This window comes from Serratia sp. KG1D, from assembly GCF_037150675.1.
In the GTDB taxonomy this organism is placed as follows: Bacteria; Pseudomonadota; Gammaproteobacteria; order Enterobacterales; family Enterobacteriaceae; genus Serratia; species Serratia nematodiphila.
Genome location: NZ_JBAGIH010000001.1, coordinates 1,120,341 through 1,140,166, shown reverse-complemented (window position 1 = coordinate 1,140,166; position 19,826 = coordinate 1,120,341). Strand labels below are relative to the sequence as shown.

The window sequence follows — 19,826 nt, the reverse complement described above, 5'->3', positions numbered from 1 at the left end:
GTTTTTCGGTTCTGTGTTTTGACGGTCTGGATACAGAGCATCACGGTCTCATGTTTCCCACTGAACGATCTTCGCCGTACGTTTTATTGCGTCCTTCATGACGGCATTATCCGCATCGCAGCACGAAAAACGGCTCTCGTGTTGATCCCTCGTCCTACAGGAAAAAGCTTGTCATCTTCCGTTGCGGCCTTATAATGAGTGTTTACTCACTTATTAAAGGAGCCTCAAAGTGGCCCGTCCCCGCAGTGAAGAAAAGCAGCAGGCGCTCTTGCAGGCCGCCACCGACATTTTTGCCGAACAAGGATTAGCGGCGCCCACATCGGCCATCGCCAGGAAAGCTGGCGTCTCGGAGGGCACGCTGTTCCGCTACTTTGAAAATAAGGACGTACTGCTGAGCGCAGTCTGCGACTACCTGCTTGATGAAATGGAGCGCCTGCTGACGCAAAGCTTGCAGGGCGTTATGCCGGGTAAAGATCAAATGCAGCTCGCCTGGGATGCCTACATTGACTGGGCGCTCGCCAATCCCGCCGCGTATGCGACAGGGAACAAATTGATGGTCTCCGGCAAGTTATCCCCTGCACAGAGGGAAAGAAGCGTACGGTTCGGTGATATTTCCCAGCTGGGTATTCCGTTAGTCCAGGGGCTGGATTTAGCGCAGTCGAGCGAGTTTCAGGGCATGATCTGCACGGTAATGGCCAATGGCGTTATCGATATGGCCGTTCAAAAACCGCACCTGCTGGATATTTACAAACGCGCAGGTTATGAAGCCATGGTGCGGGCCATTGAGCTTCCTGGCGCTCATACGGCCATCTAGCTTCTTTTTTTTAATTAAATAATGAGTGTGTACTCACGCATTAAAAAGACACGACAATCATGCTACCCGTTTCAAAACTAAAAATGCTGCGGAGACGGGCCTATCCAAGGCTCCGCCGACTCACATTCGTTTCTTTATTCTCAGTGTGTCTTTGCTCCTCTGTGGGTGCGTAACCTCGCCTGCATCAGACCGTCTGTCAAGAACCCAGCATGTTCCAGCAACATGGCGGGCCGCCCCGTCTGACTCGGCACACGTGTCTGTGTGGAATGCATGGCCCTCCGCCCGAAATGAATCCGGCGCCCGGCGCTTGCGCGCTCCGGCTGGCAAACCCAGTCACGTAGAGCATGTACGCGGAACACAAACGTCGATTGCGCGTGCCAATTTGGAGTGCGCTCAAACGTTATGGAATGACGCTCGCAAACTGGCTGCGGCAGAGGCTGCGGCCCTCTATTACGCATCGCGTACCTGCCGGCGACAACACGCGTTCTCTACCCAAAGCGCGCCATTGCCTGAATCCTTCGAACGGGCGATACAAACGCCCCCTCGCCGGGCGTCCCAATCTGGTCAGAAGGAAGTCGCCGAGCGTGGCAAAGCCGAACCCGATGGAAGCGAGATCAACCGCCACACGACCCAGCATTCTGCTCCCCGGACGTTGGATCTATCGAGCGTAGACACCGACCCCGGCGAAAGCGAGGCGGATTGGCAGGCTGAACCGCATGAGCATCATAACCGCGTGCGATCCACAGTGCGGAAGTGGATACGGCGTTTGTTCACTTCGTCAGAGCGATCAAGGGTTCAATGCCAGATTGAACCGCTGCAGAACAGCACCGTATTCGTTTGAAATTCAATACAGAACAATACATTGCCGCGCCGCTGGCGACAGGCCCGACAGATAATTACCTTATGGGTTCTCCCTATGACACAACTGATAGTTCAAAACACGCGTCCCCGCTTTTGGTCTTTACAGACACTTCGTACAACCGTGCTGGTGATGCCAATTGTCGCCTTATCGGCCTGCGATGCGCCGGCGGACAAGGTCGCCCCACCGGCAGATAAACCGATGCTGACAGTGACCCTGACAACGCCGGCAAGGCTGTCCGTTTCCCGCACCGTCACGGCTAATGGTTCGATTGCAGCCTGGCAAGAGGCGATCATCAGCCCGGAAGCCAATGGGCTGCGCGTGCAAAAACTGTTGGTGCAGGAGGGGGATATGGTACGCCAGGGACAACCTCTGGCGGAATTTACACGCGATTCCGTGATGAACGACTGGCTGCTGGCGAAAGCCGATCTCAACGAAGCGAAAGCGGTCACTCTGAATGCGCAAGCGGATGGAAAACGAGCGCGGTTGTTGCGCGGTGTCGGCAGCCTGAGCGAGCAGGATATCCAGAAACTGTTAACCCAGGAAAAGACGGCGCAGGCGCGTCTGGAGTCGGCGAAAGCACGCATGGCGGCTCAGCAGTTGCGACTGGACCAGACGATATTGCGCGCCCCCGACGACGGCATCATTTCAGCTCGTTCGGCCACGATCGGTTCAGTTCCTATGCAAAGCACCGAAATGTTTCGCCTGATCCGCCAGGGAAAATTTGAATGGCGGGCGGAATTGTCGGCGCAGCAGCTGGAACAAATCCAACCGGGGCAAAAAGCGCAGATCGCCTCACCTGGCGGTAACACCTGGGAAGGCGTCGTGCGCCTGGCGGCACCGACGGTCAATGCGACCTCGCGCCGCGGGATTGCCTATGTGGACATCCTCCCATCGACAGCGAAGAACGCCTCTCCCATTCGGCCCGGCACGTATGCCAGCGGTACGATTACGATAGGCGATCGGCAAGGGCTGACCGTGCCGCAATCCGCCGTCGTGGCGCGCGACGGTTTTCACCTGGTGTTCACCGTAGATGACGAGATGCGTGCACATTCGCTTAAAGTCGCGGTAGGCCGTCTGGTGCATGACCAGCAGGAGATCCTGTCCGGTCTTCAAGGCGCGGAACGCATCGTCGCCAGCGGCGGCGTGTTCCTCAATGAGGGCGATAAAGTCCAGTTGGCCAACACGGCCGAGGCTTCCCACTCATCGGAACCGCGCTAAGAGGCCCATCATGAATATCTCTACCTGGTCCATTCGCAACCCCATTCCGTCTATCTTGCTCTTTGTCATCTTGAGCGTTGCCGGCTTTTATTCTTTCGAGTTGATGAAGATCCAGAGCTTCCCGGACATGGATGTGCCCACGGTGACCGTGTCCGCTTCGCTTCCGGGCGCTGCGCCGCCCCAACTCGAAACGGAGGTGGCGCGCAAGCTGGAGGACACCGTCTCTTCGGTGCAGGGATTGAAGAATCTGCGCACCACGATCCAGGACGGGCTGGTCGATATCTCAGCGGAGTTTCGTCTGGAAAAACCCGTTCAGGAAGCGGTGGATGAAGTCCGGTCAGCCGTGCAAAGCATTCGCACCGAGTTGCCGACGGATTTACGTGATCCTATCGTTCGCAAGCTCAACATCACGGGCAAACCTATTCTGGCCTTTTCCATCAGCGCCAGCAAGATGGATGAGAATGAACTGTCCTGGTTTGTGGACAATACCCTGTCGCGGCGTCTGAGAGGCGTCGCCGGCGTAGGGTCGGTCACCCGTGTGGGCGGCGTGAACCGCGAGATCCAAGTCGAACTCGATCCGGTCAAACTGGAGGCGATTGGCGCCACCGCCGCCGAGGTTTCCCGTCAGTTGCGTGATGTACAGATGGACGCGACAGGCGGGCGAGTCGATCTGGGGCGGGGAAAACAACCGCTGCGTTTGGTCGCCCGTGTCAAGAACGTGGATGAATTAGCCGCAGTCGAACTGTCGTTGCCCGGCGGGCAACGTTTTCGCCTGGACGACGTGGCGACGCTGAAAGACACCATTGCGGAACGCAGTGCACTTGCGCTCCTCAACGGCAAGAAGGTGGTGGGCTTTGAGATCACGCGCGCCAAAGGCGCCGGTGAAGTCGAGGTCGGCAACAAGGTTGAAAAAGTTCTGGCGCAATTGCGCACGGAGCGGCCTGATTTGCACATCACGCAGGTCTTCGACTTTGTCCGGCCTGTGCAAGAGGAGTTCGACGCCTCCATGCACATGATTTATGAAGGCGCCATTCTCGCTATCCTGGTGGTCTTCATGTTTCTGCGCGATATCCGCGCGACGTTGATCTCGGCGGCGGCTTTGCCCCTGTCGATTTTACCGGCCTTCATCGGTATGGACATGATGGGCTTTTCGCTCAGTATCGTCACGCTGCTGGCGCTGTCGCTGGTGATTGGCCTGTTGGTGGATGATGCCATCGTCGAAGTGGAGAACATCGAACGCCACATCGGCATGGGTAAACCGCCGTACCAGGCCGCGATGGATGCCGCATCGGAAATCGGCCTGGCCGTCGTCGCCACAACATTTGCCTTGATCGCCGTTTTCCTGCCGACGGCCTTCATGTCCGGCGTTGCCGGAAGATTCTTCACGCAGTTTGGATGGACGGCGGCGCTGGCGGTATTTGCCTCGCTGGTTGTGGCGCGCTTGCTGACGCCAATGATGGCCGCCTACCTGATGAAACCGCATGTGCGCCCTCAGCGCGATCCTTTCTGGATGGCGATCTACCTGCGCGCCTGCCGGTGGACACTGCGGCACCGCGGGCTCACCCTGGCGCTGGCCGGCGGGTTCTTTATCGGCTCTCTGATGCTTATTCCTCTGCTGCCCCAGGGTTTTTTCCCTGCAGATGACAACTCCCAGACGCAGGTGACGTTGGAACTGCCGCCTGGGAGCACGCTGGAACAAACCCAGGCCATGGCAGAACTCGCTCGGCATCGCCTGGCCCCTATCCCGTATATCCGTAACATCTATACCACCATCGGTGGCGGTGCAACGGGCGGCGATGTCATGGCTTCCGATGGGAAAACCGACGTTCGCATGGCAACGCTGACGGTGTTGTTGGATGTGCGTAAAGCGCGCCCGAAGAAGCAGGTCATCGAAGGCGAGATACGCACGGCAATGGCAGCACTTCCGGGGGTTCGCAGCAAAGTGGGGTTTGGCGGCTCAGGTGAAAAATACCAGTTGGTGTTGGCCGGTGATGATCCTCAGCTGCTGGCTAAGGCGGCCGATTCAGTATTAAGTGATCTGCGGCAGCTCCCCGGCCTCGGTAACATTACCTCCAGTGCCGGGCTGGCGCGCAGCGAAATCCTCCTGCAACCCAATTTCGCCAAAGCGGCCGATCTGGGGGTATCGGGCGTCGCTATTGCCGATACTTTGCGTATTGCAACCGTAGGCGACTACGATCAGTTTCTGTCTAAATTTAACGTGGAGCAGCGCCAGATCCCGATCGTCGTCAAGCTGTCAAAAGATATCCGTGAGGATATGGGATTACTTGAACGTTTGACCGTACCCGGCGCCAGAGGCCCGGTGCTGCTCAATCAGATCGTCAACATTGAGCAAGGCAGTGGGCCGGCCCAGATCAATCGCATCAATCGCACACGCAGCGTGACCCTTGACGTAGAACTATCGGGCACCCAACTCGGGGATCTGGCCGCTCAGGTGGCGAAGCTGCCGTCAATCCAGAATCTGCCGGTCGGCGTGCACCAGGTTGTGCAGGGTGATGACGAAATGATGAAGGAACTGTTTGCCGGTTTCGGCACAGCTATGGTCGCCGGTATCCTGGCCATCTATATCGTGCTGGTTCTGCTGTTCAAAGACTTCTTCCAACCGATCACCATTCTGGCTGCGCTCCCGCTGTCATTGGGCGGCGCATTCGTCGGGTTACTGCTGGCGGGCCAGTCGTTCACGATGTCATCCCTGATCGGGTTAATCATGTTGATGGGGATTGCGACCAAAAACTCGATACTGCTGGTCGATTATGCGATCGAGTCACGGCGCGGCCATTACGGCCCGAATGGCGAAGTGCTCAATAAACCCATGAGCCGAACGGAGGCGCTGATTGATGCCTGCCACAAACGTTCCCGCCCCGTCATCATGACGACGTTAGCGATGGGAGCAGGCATGTTGCCTGTGGCTCTGGGTTTCGGCAGTGCCGATCCCAGCTTCCGCAGCCCGATGGCGGTGGCCGTCATCGGAGGATTGATCACCTCCACCGTGCTGAGCCTGCTGGTTATTCCTGTCGTTTATACCCTGATTGACGATCTTGAAAACTGGCTGCGCAAGTTGCCCAGCCTGCTGGCACGCAGCAAGAACCTGAGCGGGAGGAAGAAAGCCGGGGTTGCCATGCTTATCGTAGTTCTGCTGTATTGGCTGGCATTTCCTGTCATTCCGTTCCTCGACATCCCCTACAAGATTGTCGTTGTCTCTACGCTTGTCGTGGTCGGCGAAACCTTGTTTGTCATTGCCATCGCCTTGCTGGGCAAAGAGTATTGGGGCCAGATCAAACACTGGCTGCGGCAGAAGGTCTTTAAGCGAAAAGGCTAAGCGCTGATAACGGTTCGCGGTGGCGAATAGCGTTTTGCCGCCGCCGCTCCCCCATCAACTTCCCTCCCACACCGAAGGCCGATTCTCGCTGCGCCACTTCTCCCCCGCCGCCGTTCCCGGCGCCGGCGGTTTCAATCCGTCAATGGTCCACAGCGAGAACGGCGTTTCGTCCACGTGCAGCTCCCAACGCAGCCCGCGTGCGGCGATGTAGGGTTGCAGGATGCGGGTGCAGGCCGCCAGGAATTGCTGCTGCTCTGCGTCGTTGTCCATGGCGCGCGCGATATGGTCGATGGTCACCCGCACGAAATCATCGGCCGCTTCGCCGCCGAGATACGCCGTACCGGGCGGCAGCGCGTGGAAAAAGACGTTGACGTAAAAACGCGGCAAAAAGTCCTGATACAGGGCGGTGATCTTCTGTGCGATTGCGCGTTTATCGGCGGCGCTGAAGGCCGGCTCCGGGTGGTAAATTTGCCACAGTGGCATCGCGTTGTCTCCTAGGCTTTCCGGCCGGCGTTCAGGCCATCAGCCGCTGTTAATCATAAACTCCAATAATAAGAGTAATAACTCCAATTATTGAAGTTATCAAGCCGAGGCGATAAAATTCTCGGCAATCAGGCGGCAAGCGGAGGTAAGGCAACGTGAAAGCAAAAGGGTTTGAAGGCATGACGTGCTCGGTGGCGCACGTGCTGTCAGCACTGGGCGATCGCTGGGGCGCGATTCTCATGCGCGATCTATTGCTGGGGCTCTCGCGCTATGACGATCTGCGCCACTCGACCGGCATCACCAACAATACGCTGGCCGACCGGCTCAAGGCCCTGGAAAGCCACGGCCTTATCGAAAAGCGGCAATACCAAACGCGCCCCGCTCGCTACGAGTATCTGCCGACGGAGAAGGGAAAAGATCTCGGGCTGCTGGTGATGGCGATGATTCAGATTGGCGACAAATGGAATCTGTCCGAGCTGGCCGGGCCGCCACTGCGCGTGGTTGACCGCGTGACCGGCCACCCCGCCACCCTGCTCGTGGTAGATGCCGTGACCGGCGAAGCTCTGCCGCCGCAAAGCCTGGCGCTGGCGGCCGGGCCGGGCGCCGACGAAATGACGCAATGGCGACTGGCCATCGGCCAGGCCCGTTAACGGCGCGCTACAGCAGCGCAATCATCTTCAGCAATTCCACCCGATTGCGGATGCCGAACTTCTTGCCGGCATTGTTGAGGTGCGAATAAACGGTTTTCGGGTGCAAATTCAGCCGCCGCGCGGTCAGGCGGATATCTTCCGTACGGGCCGTTTCACACAGCACCGCCGCCTCGCCGGGCGTGATCGCCGCCGCCCGATGCCGCCTCACCACGCGCCGTTCGCCCGCCTCTTCACGGCGGACTAGCGCCGCGCAGGTTTCCCACACCACTCGCAGCGCTTCCCGTTTGTGCAAAATCGCATCCGGCTGCGCCGCCGCGATAAATGCCAGGATCAGCGGCGAAGTCTTATCGACGAAGAACAGTATCCGGACGCCTTCATATTCAGCACGTGAGGCGTGAATAAATCGCAAATACGCTTCGAACCGATAAATTTCATGGGGAAAATCCATGATAATTAAATCAGGCGCAGGGCTTATATTTTTAATAATATTAATATTGGGCGAGGATAAGGTTATCACTCCTTCTCCCAATAATGTTTTCATCCCCAAACAGCACAGCGGCGAACCGTCGATATAAATCACTCTCACTTTAATTCTCCTTATCAGCGTGAAAGTATGCTTCCACACCTCAGGCGCCTTGTCGCTGCTCTTTTTTGGGGTAATTCGCCTGCAAAGCACACCGATATAAAACAACTTGATAACATGTTTTTCAAATAATCACGCAACAGCCAGCACTTTGATTAATACGCAAAAAAGGCATGAATGTTTCAAATTATTTCATAAACAAAAACCGACGATCCAATAAAAACGCAACGCAATGATATAGATCTATTTTCCATTTTGTATGATATAAGAAAAAATGAAAATAAATGTAACAACCCGCACCACCAACTTATTACCATGCGGAAAACACCTATAGGGAAAATTCTTAGTTTGTTAGGATGAAAATCCATGTTTGCCGACGCGTTTAAAAAACAATTGCGCAACATGATTAATCAACAAACGCACGTCAGTAATTTATTACTGTCAGGAAAGCTTTTCTCTAAAGTTAATTAAAGGGTATTTCACATGAATGTTAAATTAGTCGCATTATCCATGCTGGCTCTCTCCGGCGCCTGTGCGGCCGCCTCGTCCAATACCGTGCAATTCAAAGGCGAAGTCAGCACGCAAACCTGTTCGGTGAATATTAACGGCAACCAATCCAACCCGGTCGTATTACTGCCGACCGTCGCCGCCAGCCAGCTCGCCACCAAAGGCGCCACCGCCGGCGACACCACCTTTACCGTTAACGTCACGGGCTGTGCGGCGGCGACCAACGATACGGCGATCAAAACCGTGTTGGCGGGCAACAACCCGACCACCAACGGCAATCTGGGCAACGCGGGCGATGCGGCCAAGGTGTCCATTCAACTGCTGGACAGCGACGCCACCACGCCGCTGTCGTTCGCCAGCGGTTCGACCGTCACCACGTCGGCGATGACGCTGGCGAAAGACGCCACTTCCACCTCGCAGAACCTGGTGGCCCGCTACTACGCGGAAGACACCGGCGTGGCGGCCGGTTCGGTGATCGCCACCGCCCAGTTCGCCATTAGCTACAAATAAGCCGGCGTCAGGCGCCATACCTGTTGATGCCAGCGCCGTTCCTTAGCGGACGGCGCTGAATGACTCGCTTCTTTATCGGTTCACGTTTATGCCGCAGATATCCCGTTCCGCCCGCCGATGGGCCGCCCTGTCGCTTTGCCTGATGAGTTTTGCCGCCACCCACGCCTTGGCCAGCGTAACGCTGCTCGGCAACCGCGTGATCTACCCCGCCGAGGCGCGGGAGAAAACGCTGCAGTTCACCAACGATGACGGCGCCCCGGCGCTGATGCAGATCTGGCTCGACATCAACAACCCGCAGTCCACGCCGGAAAACGCCGATGCGCCCTTTGTCGCCTCGCCGCAAATCTTCCGCATGGATCCGCACAGCGGGCAAATGGTGCGGCTGTCGTTCGTCGGCCAACCGCTGGCGCGCGATCGCGAATCGCTGTTCTACCTCAACTTCCTGCAGGTCCCCGCCGTGCGTCAGACGGACAGCGACAAGAACAAACTGCTGCTGGTGGTCACCAACCGGCTGAAGGTGTTCTATCGCCCGGCCGGGCTGGCCGGCGACGCCAACCACGTCATCGATAAGCTCAACCTGCGCCAGGTCGGCAACGCGCTGCGCGTCGATAACCCGACCGGCTACTACGCCAACGTCAGCCAGGCCGCGATCCTGAGCGGCGCAAAACGCACCGTGATCCCGCAGGCGGACCTGATCCCGCCGTTTTCGCAGGCCAGCTGGCCGGTGAACGGTGAGGTGCGGCAGATCGCGCTGCGCGTCATCAATGACTATGGGGTGGAAATCACACGCACCCTGAACGTCGCGCGCTGAAACCAGACAGGGAGGTTTTCATGTTCGATGCTCGCAAGGCGACGCCGCTTCCCGCACGCTGGTGTTGCGCGCTGCTGGCGCTGCCGCTGGGCTGCGCCGCCGCCGATGGCTACACCTTCGATCCCGCGCTGCTGCGCGGCAGCGTGCTGAGCAACAGCGCCCTGAGCCAGTTCAACCAGCAGGACGCCGTCGCCCCCGGCAGCTATCAGATCGATCTGTACCTCAACGGCCAGTTTCTCGAGCGCGATCAAATTCGCTTCGTGCGCGCAGGCAAACAGGTGCTGCCCTGTTTCGATCGGCCGCAGCTGACGCGCTTCGGGCTGAAAAATCCGCCGGCGGCCGAAACGGCATGCCTGCTGCCCGGCCGGGATCTGAAGGACATCATGGTGAACGCCGATATCTCGCGGCTGCGGCTGGATCTCAGCATTCCGCAGGCGCTGTTGAACGGCCGGCCGCGCGGCAGCGTCAATCCCGCCAGCCTGGACAGCGGCGAATCAATGGCCTTCGTCAATTACAACCTCAACCAGTACCACGTCAGCTACCGGCAGGGGCAAACCCGCGATCTCGATTCGACCTACGCCAACCTGAACGGCGGGTTCAACCTCGGGCTCTGGCGCTACCGCCAGCAGTCCAGCTACCGCTACGATCGGGAGTTCGGCGGTCACCTGGACACCAGCCGCCGCTACGTGCAGCGCGCAATCCTGCCCTGGCGCAGCGAAATGCTGTTGGGCGAAGGCTTTACCGACGGGCACTTCTTCTCCGGCCTGGGCTTTCGCGGCATTCAGCTCAGCTCGGACGATCGCATGCTGCCGGATTCACAGCGCGGCTATGCGCCGGTGGTGCGCGGCGTGGCGAAAAGCAACGCGCGCGTGACGGTGCTGCAGGGTAAAAGCACGCTGTACGAAACCACCGTGGCGCCGGGGCCGTTCGCCATCAACGATCTGTACGCCACCAACTACGCCGGCGATCTGACCGTGGTGGTGACCGAAGCCGACGGCAGCGTCAGCACCTTCACCGTGCCGTTCGCCGCGGTGCCGGAATCCATTCGCCCCGGCCAGTCGCGCTACTCCGCCATCGTCGGCCGTTCCCGCTACGTCGGCGACAACGATCTGTTCAGCGAAGTGACCTGGCAGCACGGCCTGACCAACGCCCTGACCTTCAACCTCGGCAATCAGCTGGCGGACGGCTATCAGGCGATGATGCTGGGCGGCGTGTACAGCAGCTGGCTGGGCGCCTTCGGCATGGATACCACCTATTCCCACGCCAGCCTGCCGGACGGCGGCGCCTCCGGCTGGATGCTGCACCTCTCTTACAGCCGAACCTTCAGCCCGACGGACACCACGCTATCCATCGCCGGCTACCGCTACTCTACCGAAGGCTTTCGCGATCTCAGCGACGTGCTCGGCGTGCGGCGCGCCGCCGTTACCGGCCAAAACTGGCAGTCCGACTCCTACCGCCAGCGTTCGCGTTTCGAGGTGGCCGTCAATCAGGGCATGGGCGCGTTCGGCAGCCTGACGATGTCCGGCTCGACTCAGGACTACCGCGATCAGCGCGGCCGCGACAATCAGCTCCAGCTGGGCTGGGGGAAAACCTTCGGCAACGGCGTGGCGCTTAACCTTTCCGTCACCCGCACCCGCAGCCTGGGCTACAGCAACGGCGACTACCGCGGCTACGGGCCGCTGGATAACGTCTACAGCGCGCCGCTGGCGCAGAACGCGCAGACCGTCACCGCCCTGTCGCTGAGCTTCCCGCTCGGGCGTTCATCATCAGCCCCCAGCGTCTCGCTGCTGGCCAACCACAGCCAGGGTCAGGGCGGCAACTATCAGGCTGCGCTGTCGGGCAGCGTCGGCGACGAACAGCCGGTCAGTTACGGCCTGAACTTCACCACCGACGACGATCGCCAACAAAGCGTCTGGGGCGGCAACCTGCAAACCCGCCTGCCTTACGCCAACGTCACCGGCTCGTTCTCCACCGCGCGCCAGTACCGACAAGGCTCCCTGTCGCTGCAGGGCGCGGTGGTGGCGCACCGCGGCGGCGTGACATTAGGGCCGTATGTCGGCGACACCTTCGCCCTGATCGAAGCGCCCGGCGCCAGCGGCGCACGGGTGATGGACGGCCAGGGCGCGCGCGTCGATCGCTTCGGCTATGCGCTGGCTCCGTCGCTGGTGCCCTATCACTACAACACCGTCGCGCTGAACCCCGAGGGCATGAACGACAAAGCGGAACTGGAAGACGGCCAGCGGCGCGTGGCTCCTTATGCCGGTGCCACGGTGCGCCTGCGCTTCAACACCGTGCGCGGCCAGGCGCTGCTGATCACCGCACAGCGGCCCGATAACGCACCGATCCCGATGGGCGCCAACGTCCTTGACGCGGCAGGCAACAGCGTGGGCATGGTTGGCCAGGCCAATCAGGTATATCTGCGCAGCGACCGGAATGCCGGCACGCTGACGCTGAACTGGGGCGACGCGCCCGGCCAGCAGTGCACGCTGCATTATCGCCTGCCCGCCGCGGAAGACAGCCCGATTCAGCGGCTCAGCGCCCCGTGCCGTTAGCCCGTTTAACTTATCTCAGGAGAGACAATGAAACGCATTTCTTATCTGGTCGCCGCCCCGGCGCTGTTCGCCCTGTCGCTGTTCGGCGCGCCCGCGGCGCTGGCGCAATGCACGCGTGTCGCCCCTTGGATCGACTCCGGCTGCGATCCTTGCGGGGTGGGCACGGCGCTGGGCCGGGTCAACCTGACCAGCACCTATCTGCAGCCCGTCGGCACGCCGCTCGGCACCAGCGTGTTCGATCTGACCTCCGGCACCCGTTATCCCGATCCCAACAAGGTGCTGTATGAATGCGATGCCGGCGATGTTGGGCAAATTTATGAAGTCTTCGCCACCAACGGCGACGATCGCGTCGGCGGCTATTTCGATCTGGGCGCCAGGGACGGCAACCCCAACTATTACGCCACCTACTTCCCTTACGTCGGCATCCGTTTGACCCACCTGGATTCCGGCAAGGTTTTTACCCGTTACTGGCAGTCGGCGCCGATTACCCGCTACGCCACCGTCGGCAACAAAATCCAGATCCGGGTGAAAGACTTCAGCGCCATCCGCGCCGATCTGATCCGCATCAGCTCGCTGCCGGGCGCGGGCGCCAGCAACTACTGCGGCTACAGCGCCGGCAACCCACTGGTGGGCATGGCGTCGACCACCGGCAATTCGAACTATACCTGCACGCAGCCGAACGGCTATGTCACCTTTCAGGGGCCCGGCATCGCTTCGGATCCTATCGGCAGCGATTCCGCCACCAACTACGCCACCTGGGGCACCGGGCGCTGGAACGCGATGGGCATGGGCACCGCACCGATCTCCTCATTGACCTATACCGCCACCTGCGTGGCGCGCAACGTCACGCCGCTGGTGATCCTGCCGACCATTTCCGTCAGCCAGTTGACCGCCGGGCAAACCTCACAGGCGCAGTTCACCCTCAATATCGAATGTGACAACGCCGCCGTGTCCGGCGTCAGCAGCAACAATACCGCCCTCGGCCTGCAGGTGCCGTATGAAAGCTATGTCGCGGCGCAGCGGCTCGGGTTGGTCAGCGCCAACGGCGGCGTGAGTTACCTGCTCTCCAGCGGCTACGGCACCGACAGCAGCGTCGCTACCGGCGTGGGTATCGCGCTCGCCAACGCCGGCAACGGCGCGCCGATGAACTTTGTCGGCTGGGCGCGTTGCAGCGCCGGGCAATGCCCGCAGGGCAGCGACGCCGGCTGGTACCCGGTGCTCAACGGCGCCAGCGGCGGCGGCAGCACCGCAGCGGGGTTTACCCACTACACCACCCAGCTCACCGCCACGCTCGCCCGGCTGCCCGGGCAAACCGTCACCGCCGGCAAGGTGGACGCCAGGGCCTACGTTTGGGTTAAGGTTCAATGATGAGAAAGAAATATCTGACGATGGGATGCGCCCTGCTGCTGGCACTGGCTTCCATCGGTGCGCAGGCGGGCATCATCGCCTCCGCCACGCGGGTGATTTTCCACGAAGGCGAGACGGAAAAAACCCTGATGCTGCTCAACACCAACGGCTACCCGATCGTGGCGCAAACCTGGGTCGATAACGGTGACGTCAACGCCGCCCCCGAACTGTCCCGCGCGCCGTTTGTCACCCTGCCCAGCGTGTTCGCCCTGCCGCCTTCGGCGCTGAAGGGGCTTAGGATCCTGTTTGCCGGCGCGAACCTGCCCGCCGACCGGGAGTCGGTGTTCTGGCTTAACCTGTATGAGATCCCGCCCAGCCGGCCGGCCACGCCGCCGCTGGCGTCGCGCGTGACGCTGGCGATGAACACCCAGATGAAGATCTTCTACCGGCCCAGAGCGCTGCAGGGGAAAGCCGAAAACGCGGCCGGGGCCGTCTCATTCACGCTGCAAAAATCGCCGAACGGTTATCTGCTGCGCTGTCAAAACCGATCGGCGTTTTATCTCTCGTTCGCGCACATCGCCGTGCACACCAACAGGCGCGATTACCCGGTGCGACAAGAAAGCGACATGATGACCGCGCCATTCAGCTCGCGGGATTATCACCTCGACGGCGTTTCGGCATCCGCGCTCCCCTCTCGGGCCACCGTTCAGACCACCCTCATCAACGACCAGGGCCAGCAGATCGTCAAGTCATACACAGCAAACCCATAACGATAAAAAGCAGCACATTTTTTAAGTACAGGAAATAGGGAAAATGAGTCTAAGCAGATTCCAGCTACAGTTTCACCTGGAGAAACAGGCCAACATCATCAGGCAGTCACCGGCGTTCCACGCCGCCATCGTCAAACACGGGGAATTATTGAGGGAGACCTACAAGAAGCATCCGCTGTTTTACAAAATCATTTTCAGGAACAGCCGGTTCATCATCTGCTCCACCATCCTGTCCATTTATTACCACCAGCCCGCCGCCGCGCTGAAAGACATCAAAGCCTTTTTCAAAGGGAAGAATATGATCAGCGAGAATTCCCTGGATTCCTTTCTGTTCTTTTTACGGGTCGGGCGCCGGCTGGAGGTCAAACCCTGCGAGCATGACAAACGCCAGTTACGCTATAAGCCTACGCCGCACGCGCTGGCGGAAACCCAGGCGCTGATCGCCTCAATGGCGCGCCCTTACCAGGCGCTGGCGCCACAGATGCCCATCGCGGCGCTGCTGGCGGCGCCCGACTTTCTGTCCACCTTTTTCGCCGCCTACGGGCAACTGATGCTCAAGGAGGTCTACCTGATCGACCTGGTGCCGCAATCCGCGCTGTTTATCAGCAAAGATGCCGGCCACATGGTGCTGTTGATGTTGTTTATCGAAAGCATCCGACAGGACTCCCCCTTTCTGCTGCTCTCCTCGGCGAAAATCGCCAAGTCCTGCTCCGTCTCACGCGCGCACGTGAACCGCATTCTGCAGGCGGCGGAAAAATCCGGCCTGCTGACCACCACCAATAATGTGGTGATCGAACTCAACAGTTCGTTCTTCATCATGGCGGAGCGCTATTTTAGCCTCTATTTCGCGATGGTCGAATTCGGACTTGAACGGGTTTGGCAAACGCCACCATCCGCCACGCACTCTTGAACCCTTTAGCGCGCCCGCAGCACCCGATCGATCAGACCCCAGGCCGCCGCTTCGTCGGCGGTCATAAAGCGATCGCGATCCAACACCCGCTCCACCTCTTCATAATTTAGGCCGCAATGTTGGGCATACAACCGAATCACCGTGTCTTTGGTGCGCTTCATCTCTTCGGCGTGGATCAAGATGTCGGAGGCCTGCCCCTGAAAGCCGCCCAACGGCTGGTGCACGTGCAGGCTGGCATTAGGCAGCGCCATGCGGTGCCCCGATTCGCCGGCCATCAGCAGAAACGAGCCCATCGAGCGCGCGGTGCCCATGCACAGCGTATGCACCGGGGCGCGGATATACTGCATGGTGTCGTAAATCGCCAGCCCGCTGGTGATCACCCCGCCCGGCGAGTTGATATAAAGATGGATGGGTTTTTCCGGGTTTTCCGCCTCCAGAAACAGCAGCTGGGCGCACAGCATTTCGGCCACGTCGTCGTTGACTTCGCCGTTAAGGAACACGATCCGATCGCGCAGCAGACGCGAATAAATATCAAAGGAACGTTCTCCCCGGCTGGTCTGTTCCACCACCATCGGGACGAGCATCATCTTCTCACGCATCGGTGAACTCCTGGGTTGGCAACAAAGAGAAATGTGTTTAACGCGTCAGGCGGCGCGCATCACCGTCGGCGGGCCATCGTTGGCGGCATCGAGCTGGTGGATAATCCGCAGCAGGCTGCCGCCGCCGGCGTCCGGCACGATCTGCAGGGTGACGACGCTTTCGAGAAACGGCGGTTGGTCATCGCGCAGGCGATAGCTCACCGCCTCACCCGGCGTGGCGGCCAGCGGCTCGGCCTGCGCCAGATCCCCCGTCGGGAGCCACTGCTCGCGCAATTCGGGAACGCTGAGCGCCCGCCACACTTTTTCCGGCGGCGCCTCGAGCGAATATTCCAACACCAGCCGGTCGCGCGGCGGCCGCTCAGCCTGTTTGTTCATTGATCCATGTCCTTCAGCAAAGTTTGCAGCGCGTCGATGCGCGCCGGCCAGTAGGCGCGGTACTTCGCCAGCCACTGGGCGATCTGCGCCAGCCCTTCCGGGTCGACCTGGTAATTGACGCAGCGACCCTGCCTCGTCTCGCGTACCAGTCCGGCGTTACGCAGCACCGCCAGGTGTTGCGACATCGCCGACTGGCTGATGGGCAGCCCTTCGCGCAACGCACTGGCGTTCATGCTGGCGACAGCGAGTTTGTCGAAGATGCTGCGGCGGGTCGGATCGGCCAACGCCTTGAAGATGTCATTTTCGTTCATACAAACACATTAGTATTCACTTATATATTATGCAAGCAAACAAGGCAAATTTTTGCCTCGAGAAAACTCCGCGCCGCGGCGCGGAGTGAATGGATGAAGAATGATCGCCGGCAAATCGCGCTTACGAACGGATCGGGATCACCAGCACGTCGATATTCAGCTGGTTGATGGCGTTGCGGGTAGAAGAAAACAGGTTGCTCCACAGATCGTGGTGATGGCCGAACACCAGAAGATCGATGTTCTTGTCCACGACCGCCGTGCGCAGTTCGTCAACGAAGCCGCCGCGCCCGATAATCACTTCCGCGATCGGGTAATTGACGTTTTGCGTGGTGGGTTCCAGCTCTTTGCGGATCTTCTCTTCGAACGGCACGCCGTCATAACTGCGCTCCGAAAAGCCGATCGCCGCGTGGTAGGTGTCGTAGTGGACGTCCACATAGATCAGCGAGAGTTTGGCCTGCAGCGCCTCCGCCAGCAACGCCCCCTTTTCGACCAGCCGTTTGCCGTCATCGCTCAGATCGGTGGCGATGACAATATGGTGGTAACACATAGCGCCTCCTGTCATGGACTCGGTTGAGCCGAGGCTCCGATATCACGCCGGGGTCATATCGTTATGATTAATTTTAGTTCAGAAATGGCGCTCGTGGCGGGAGGTGATGCAGTGGGAAAGAGCCCCGTCGCCGGGGCTGAAGGCAAAAAATTATTTCTCGCGCTGCGCCTCAAACCAGACGTTGCACAACGACAGGATCAGCGTGTTGGCATCTTTCACCAGCACGTTATCGCCGGGCACCCCATCGGTGCCCTGATCGGTGATGCCTTTGATGGCGGTATCCGCGTGCTGAATGGCCACGCGCTCGACCGACGGCGTGCTGATGCCCAGCATCGGGAAATCGATGTAGGAGCTGCTGCCGGCATTGTCCTCGACAAACTCCTGCGCTTCTACGGTGCTGACGGTGGCCCCTTCGCTTTTCAGCGCCGTGCCGTTCCAACTGAACGCGTCCGCTTTGTAGCTGATTTTACCGCCGATCAGGCTCTGCGCCTGCTGTTGATCCCAGCAGCCGGTGGTCTGGGTCGGCACGATCTTGCTGACGCGCCAGTTGCCCAGCAGCTGTTTGGGGATCGGCCCGGTATCGCTTTCCGCCGCCCGAACCTGAGTCGCCGAGACGCAGGCCAACACCACCAGCGGCAGCAGCGCCTTGCTCCAAGTGTTCAATCGCATTGTCTTTTCCTTCGTTTCAGTACCCAGTCTGCCCTCGCAGGCCAACGGCTATCATAATAAGCCCGCCGATTCGCCGTCAAAACAATCCGCTCCGCACCGGGCCGCGGCCGCTCATAGCTAATCGCTATGAGTCATAGTGAATCAGTATTTTGTTTTAGCCCAGCGATTACCTACAGTCACTGCCACTATTCTGCCCGCCAAAATTAGCAGGCAATGTTGACAAGGACCCTGGGAAAATGACATTTACGCTGAAAAACCTCACCCTGGCGCTGGCCGCCGCCGGCACGCTGCTGCTGACCGCCTGCGGCCCAACCGCACAGGACGATCACCACATCAAGGTCGGCATCAGCGCCGGCATCGATCAGTCGCTGTGGGCGGTGGTGCAAAAGGTCGCCAAGCAGAAATATGATCTGGACGTGGAGGTGGTGACCTTCAACGACTACGTGCTGCCGAACGAAGCGCTGAACAACGGCGATCTGGACGTCAACGCCTTCCAGCACAAACCGTATCTGGACAAGCAGATGCAGGAGCGCGGCTACAAGCTGGCGGCGGTGGGCAACACCTTCGTCTACCCGATCGCCGGCTATTCGAAGAAGATAACCGCACTCAGCCAGCTGCCGGACGGCGCGCAGGTGGCGGTGCCGAACGATCCGACCAACCTGGGCCGCTCGCTGCTGCTGTTGCAAAAACAGGGGCTGATCACCCTGAAAGAGGGCGTCGGCCTGCTGCCGACCGCGCTGGATATCGTCAGCAACCCGAAAAAGCTGAAGATCGTCGAGATTGAAGCGCCGCAGCTGCCGCGCGCGCTGGACGACCAACAGGTGACGCTGGCGATCATCAACACCAACTATTCCAGCCAGATCGGCCTGTCGCCGGCCAAGGACGGGCTGTTTGTCGAAGACAAAAACTCGCCGTACGTCAACATCTTCGCCAGCCGCATCGACAACAAAGACAGCGAGAAAGTGAAGGATCTGGTCAAGGCCTATCAGACCGACGAAGTGGCGGCCAGCGCCGCCGACATCTACAAGGGCGACGCCGTCAAAGGCTGGTAACGCTCTCCCGTATGCCCGTGGCGCCTAACCACGGGCCATGCCAACCTCAGCCGCGCTGAATGGACACGCCGCCGTCCACCAGCATCGCGGTGCCGGTGACAAACGAGGAAGCGTCAGACGCCAAATACAGCGCCGCCTGCGCGATCTCCTCCGGCATCGCCAGCCGCTTCAGCGCGTGCAGGTCGGCCACCTGCGCCAAGGCTTCCGGGGTATTGCTCATCTGCCGCCCCATCGCCGTATCGGTGCCTCCCGGCAGCAGCGCGTTCACCCGAATGCCGCGCCCGCCAAACTCCACCGCCAGCGCCTGCGTCAGGCCGATCAGCCCCGATTTGCCGGCCGCATAGGCCGCCGTGCCGGGAAACGCCGCAGTGTGGCCGACGAACGTGGAGGTGAAGATCACCGAGCCCGCGCCGCGCGCCAGCATGGCGGGAATTTGATGCCTGGCGCCGTAATAGGCGCTGGACAGGTTAGTTTCCAGCACCTCGCGCCATTCTGACGCGCTGAGCGCCAGCGACGGCCCCAGCGGCCCCAACGTGCCGGCGTTGTTGAAGGCGATATCCAGGCCGCCGAATTCGTCGACCGCCGTCGCCGTCAGCCGTTCGGCGAAGGCTTCGTCGCGCACGTCACCCGCCACCGCCAATGCCCGGCCGCCCTCGCGCCGAATGTCCTCCACCAGCTCGGCCAACAGCGGCGCGCGCCGGGCGCCCAACACCAGCGTCGCCCCCTGCCGGGCGAACAACAGCGCCGCCGCTTTGCCGATCCCTGAACTGGCGCCGCTAATCACCGCCACCTTACCGTTTAATGCGTTCATCTCTTATCCTCACACCGTAAAAGAGCCTCAGTGTGACGCAAGGTTCGACGCCGCGCTGGCCGCAAGCGGACATGCAATTGGCGCAATAAAAAGGCGCTGCAATCAGCG

19 protein-coding genes are annotated in these 19,826 nt (G+C 60.0%); 11 read left to right on the top strand and 8 right to left on the bottom strand.

The genetic code is table 11. From position 1 onward, the window contains the following. Window positions 1-229: 229 nt before the first annotated feature. From WFM45_RS05590 to WFM45_RS05580, 3 genes are all read left to right on the top strand, one after another. The gene (locus WFM45_RS05590) at window positions 230-814 is read left to right on the top strand and encodes a TetR/AcrR family transcriptional regulator (RefSeq protein WP_103085668.1); all 585 of its coding nucleotides are present in this window, start codon (window positions 230-232) and stop codon (window positions 812-814) included. Between the two features lie 916 nt (window positions 815-1,730). Next, window positions 1,731-2,894 carry an efflux RND transporter periplasmic adaptor subunit gene (locus tag WFM45_RS05585; RefSeq protein ID WP_250601937.1) on the top strand — a complete coding sequence of 388 codons (1,164 nt, stop codon included), beginning with the start codon at window positions 1,731-1,733 and terminating at the stop codon, window positions 2,892-2,894. Between the two features lie 10 nt (window positions 2,895-2,904). Next, window positions 2,905-6,231 (top strand): efflux RND transporter permease subunit, encoded by a 3,327-nt coding sequence (locus tag WFM45_RS05580; protein WP_336954889.1) that lies wholly within the window; start codon window positions 2,905-2,907, stop codon window positions 6,229-6,231. 54 nt (window positions 6,232-6,285) lie between these two features. Here WFM45_RS05580 and WFM45_RS05575 read toward each other — a convergent pair whose 3' ends face one another. Next, window positions 6,286-6,714: a tautomerase family protein gene (locus tag WFM45_RS05575; RefSeq protein WP_336954888.1), complete on the bottom strand. Its 429-nt coding sequence runs from the start codon at window positions 6,712-6,714 to the stop codon at window positions 6,286-6,288. A 155-nt stretch (window positions 6,715-6,869) separates the two neighbouring features. Between WFM45_RS05575 and WFM45_RS05570 the strand changes: the two genes are divergently transcribed. Further along, entirely contained in the window at window positions 6,870-7,364 is a 495-nt protein-coding gene (locus tag WFM45_RS05570; protein ID WP_336954887.1) for a winged helix-turn-helix transcriptional regulator, read from the top strand. Window positions 7,365-7,371: 7 nt separating this feature from the next. Here the strand turns inward: WFM45_RS05570 and WFM45_RS05565 are convergent, their stop codons facing one another. After that, on the bottom strand, window positions 7,372-7,989 hold the full coding sequence (locus tag WFM45_RS05565; protein WP_336954886.1) for a helix-turn-helix transcriptional regulator: 618 nt from the start codon (window positions 7,987-7,989) through the stop codon (window positions 7,372-7,374). Window positions 7,990-8,430: 441 nt separating this feature from the next. Here WFM45_RS05565 and WFM45_RS05560 point away from each other — a divergent pair, with 441 nt between their 5' ends. The 6 genes from WFM45_RS05560 to WFM45_RS05535 all read left to right on the top strand — a co-directional run bounded on the left by WFM45_RS05560 (window position 8,431) and on the right by WFM45_RS05535 (window position 15,354). Next, window positions 8,431-8,964: a fimbrial protein gene (locus WFM45_RS05560; protein WP_336954885.1), complete on the top strand. Its 534-nt coding sequence runs from the start codon at window positions 8,431-8,433 to the stop codon at window positions 8,962-8,964. Window positions 8,965-9,052: 88 nt separating this feature from the next. Further along, window positions 9,053-9,775, top strand: coding sequence for a fimbrial biogenesis chaperone (locus WFM45_RS05555; protein WP_082996831.1), 723 nt, complete (start codon window positions 9,053-9,055; stop codon window positions 9,773-9,775). A gap of 20 nt (window positions 9,776-9,795) precedes the next feature. Beyond that, window positions 9,796-12,327, top strand: a complete 2,532-nt coding sequence (locus tag WFM45_RS05550) for a fimbria/pilus outer membrane usher protein (protein WP_336954884.1) — start codon at window positions 9,796-9,798, stop codon at window positions 12,325-12,327. Between the two features lie 27 nt (window positions 12,328-12,354). Continuing rightward, complete coding sequence (locus tag WFM45_RS05545; protein WP_060559337.1) at window positions 12,355-13,695, top strand: fimbrial protein; 1,341 nt, start codon at window positions 12,355-12,357, stop codon at window positions 13,693-13,695. Next, window positions 13,695-14,444, top strand: coding sequence for a fimbrial biogenesis chaperone (locus tag WFM45_RS05540; RefSeq protein WP_336954883.1), 750 nt, complete (start codon window positions 13,695-13,697; stop codon window positions 14,442-14,444). The genes WFM45_RS05545 and WFM45_RS05540 overlap by 1 nt, the downstream gene beginning before the upstream one ends. 43 nt (window positions 14,445-14,487) lie before the next feature. Then, on the top strand, window positions 14,488-15,354 hold the full coding sequence (locus tag WFM45_RS05535) for a hypothetical protein (RefSeq protein WP_336954882.1): 867 nt from the start codon (window positions 14,488-14,490) through the stop codon (window positions 15,352-15,354). Window positions 15,355-15,359: 5 nt separating this feature from the next. On the opposite strand, the gene WFM45_RS05530 is transcribed toward WFM45_RS05535, so the two are convergent. The 5 genes from WFM45_RS05530 to WFM45_RS05510 all read right to left on the bottom strand — a co-directional run bounded on the left by WFM45_RS05530 (window position 15,360) and on the right by WFM45_RS05510 (window position 17,855). After that, window positions 15,360-15,953, bottom strand: a complete 594-nt coding sequence (locus WFM45_RS05530; protein ID WP_336954881.1) for an ATP-dependent Clp protease proteolytic subunit — start codon at window positions 15,951-15,953, stop codon at window positions 15,360-15,362. A gap of 45 nt (window positions 15,954-15,998) precedes the next feature. Continuing rightward, window positions 15,999-16,328, bottom strand: a complete 330-nt coding sequence (locus WFM45_RS05525; protein WP_015377555.1) for an SRPBCC family protein — start codon at window positions 16,326-16,328, stop codon at window positions 15,999-16,001. Continuing rightward, window positions 16,325-16,639 carry an ArsR/SmtB family transcription factor gene (locus tag WFM45_RS05520; protein WP_004941008.1) on the bottom strand — a complete coding sequence of 105 codons (315 nt, stop codon included), beginning with the start codon at window positions 16,637-16,639 and terminating at the stop codon, window positions 16,325-16,327. Before WFM45_RS05520 ends, WFM45_RS05525 begins: the two co-directional genes overlap by 4 nt. 121 nt (window positions 16,640-16,760) lie before the next feature. Further along, window positions 16,761-17,186: a universal stress protein gene (locus WFM45_RS05515; protein WP_015377548.1), complete on the bottom strand. Its 426-nt coding sequence runs from the start codon at window positions 17,184-17,186 to the stop codon at window positions 16,761-16,763. A gap of 150 nt (window positions 17,187-17,336) precedes the next feature. Further along, complete coding sequence (locus tag WFM45_RS05510) at window positions 17,337-17,855, bottom strand: hypothetical protein (protein ID WP_015377547.1); 519 nt, start codon at window positions 17,853-17,855, stop codon at window positions 17,337-17,339. A gap of 236 nt (window positions 17,856-18,091) precedes the next feature. On the opposite strand from WFM45_RS05510, the gene metQ reads away from it, so the two are divergent. Beyond that, window positions 18,092-18,907 (top strand): methionine ABC transporter substrate-binding lipoprotein MetQ, encoded by an 816-nt coding sequence (gene metQ / locus WFM45_RS05505; protein WP_234722521.1) that lies wholly within the window; start codon window positions 18,092-18,094, stop codon window positions 18,905-18,907. 46 nt (window positions 18,908-18,953) lie between these two features. Here metQ and WFM45_RS05500 read toward each other — a convergent pair whose 3' ends face one another. Continuing rightward, window positions 18,954-19,718: an SDR family oxidoreductase gene (locus WFM45_RS05500; protein ID WP_085336336.1), complete on the bottom strand. Its 765-nt coding sequence runs from the start codon at window positions 19,716-19,718 to the stop codon at window positions 18,954-18,956. Between the last annotated feature and the right edge of the window lie 108 nt (window positions 19,719-19,826).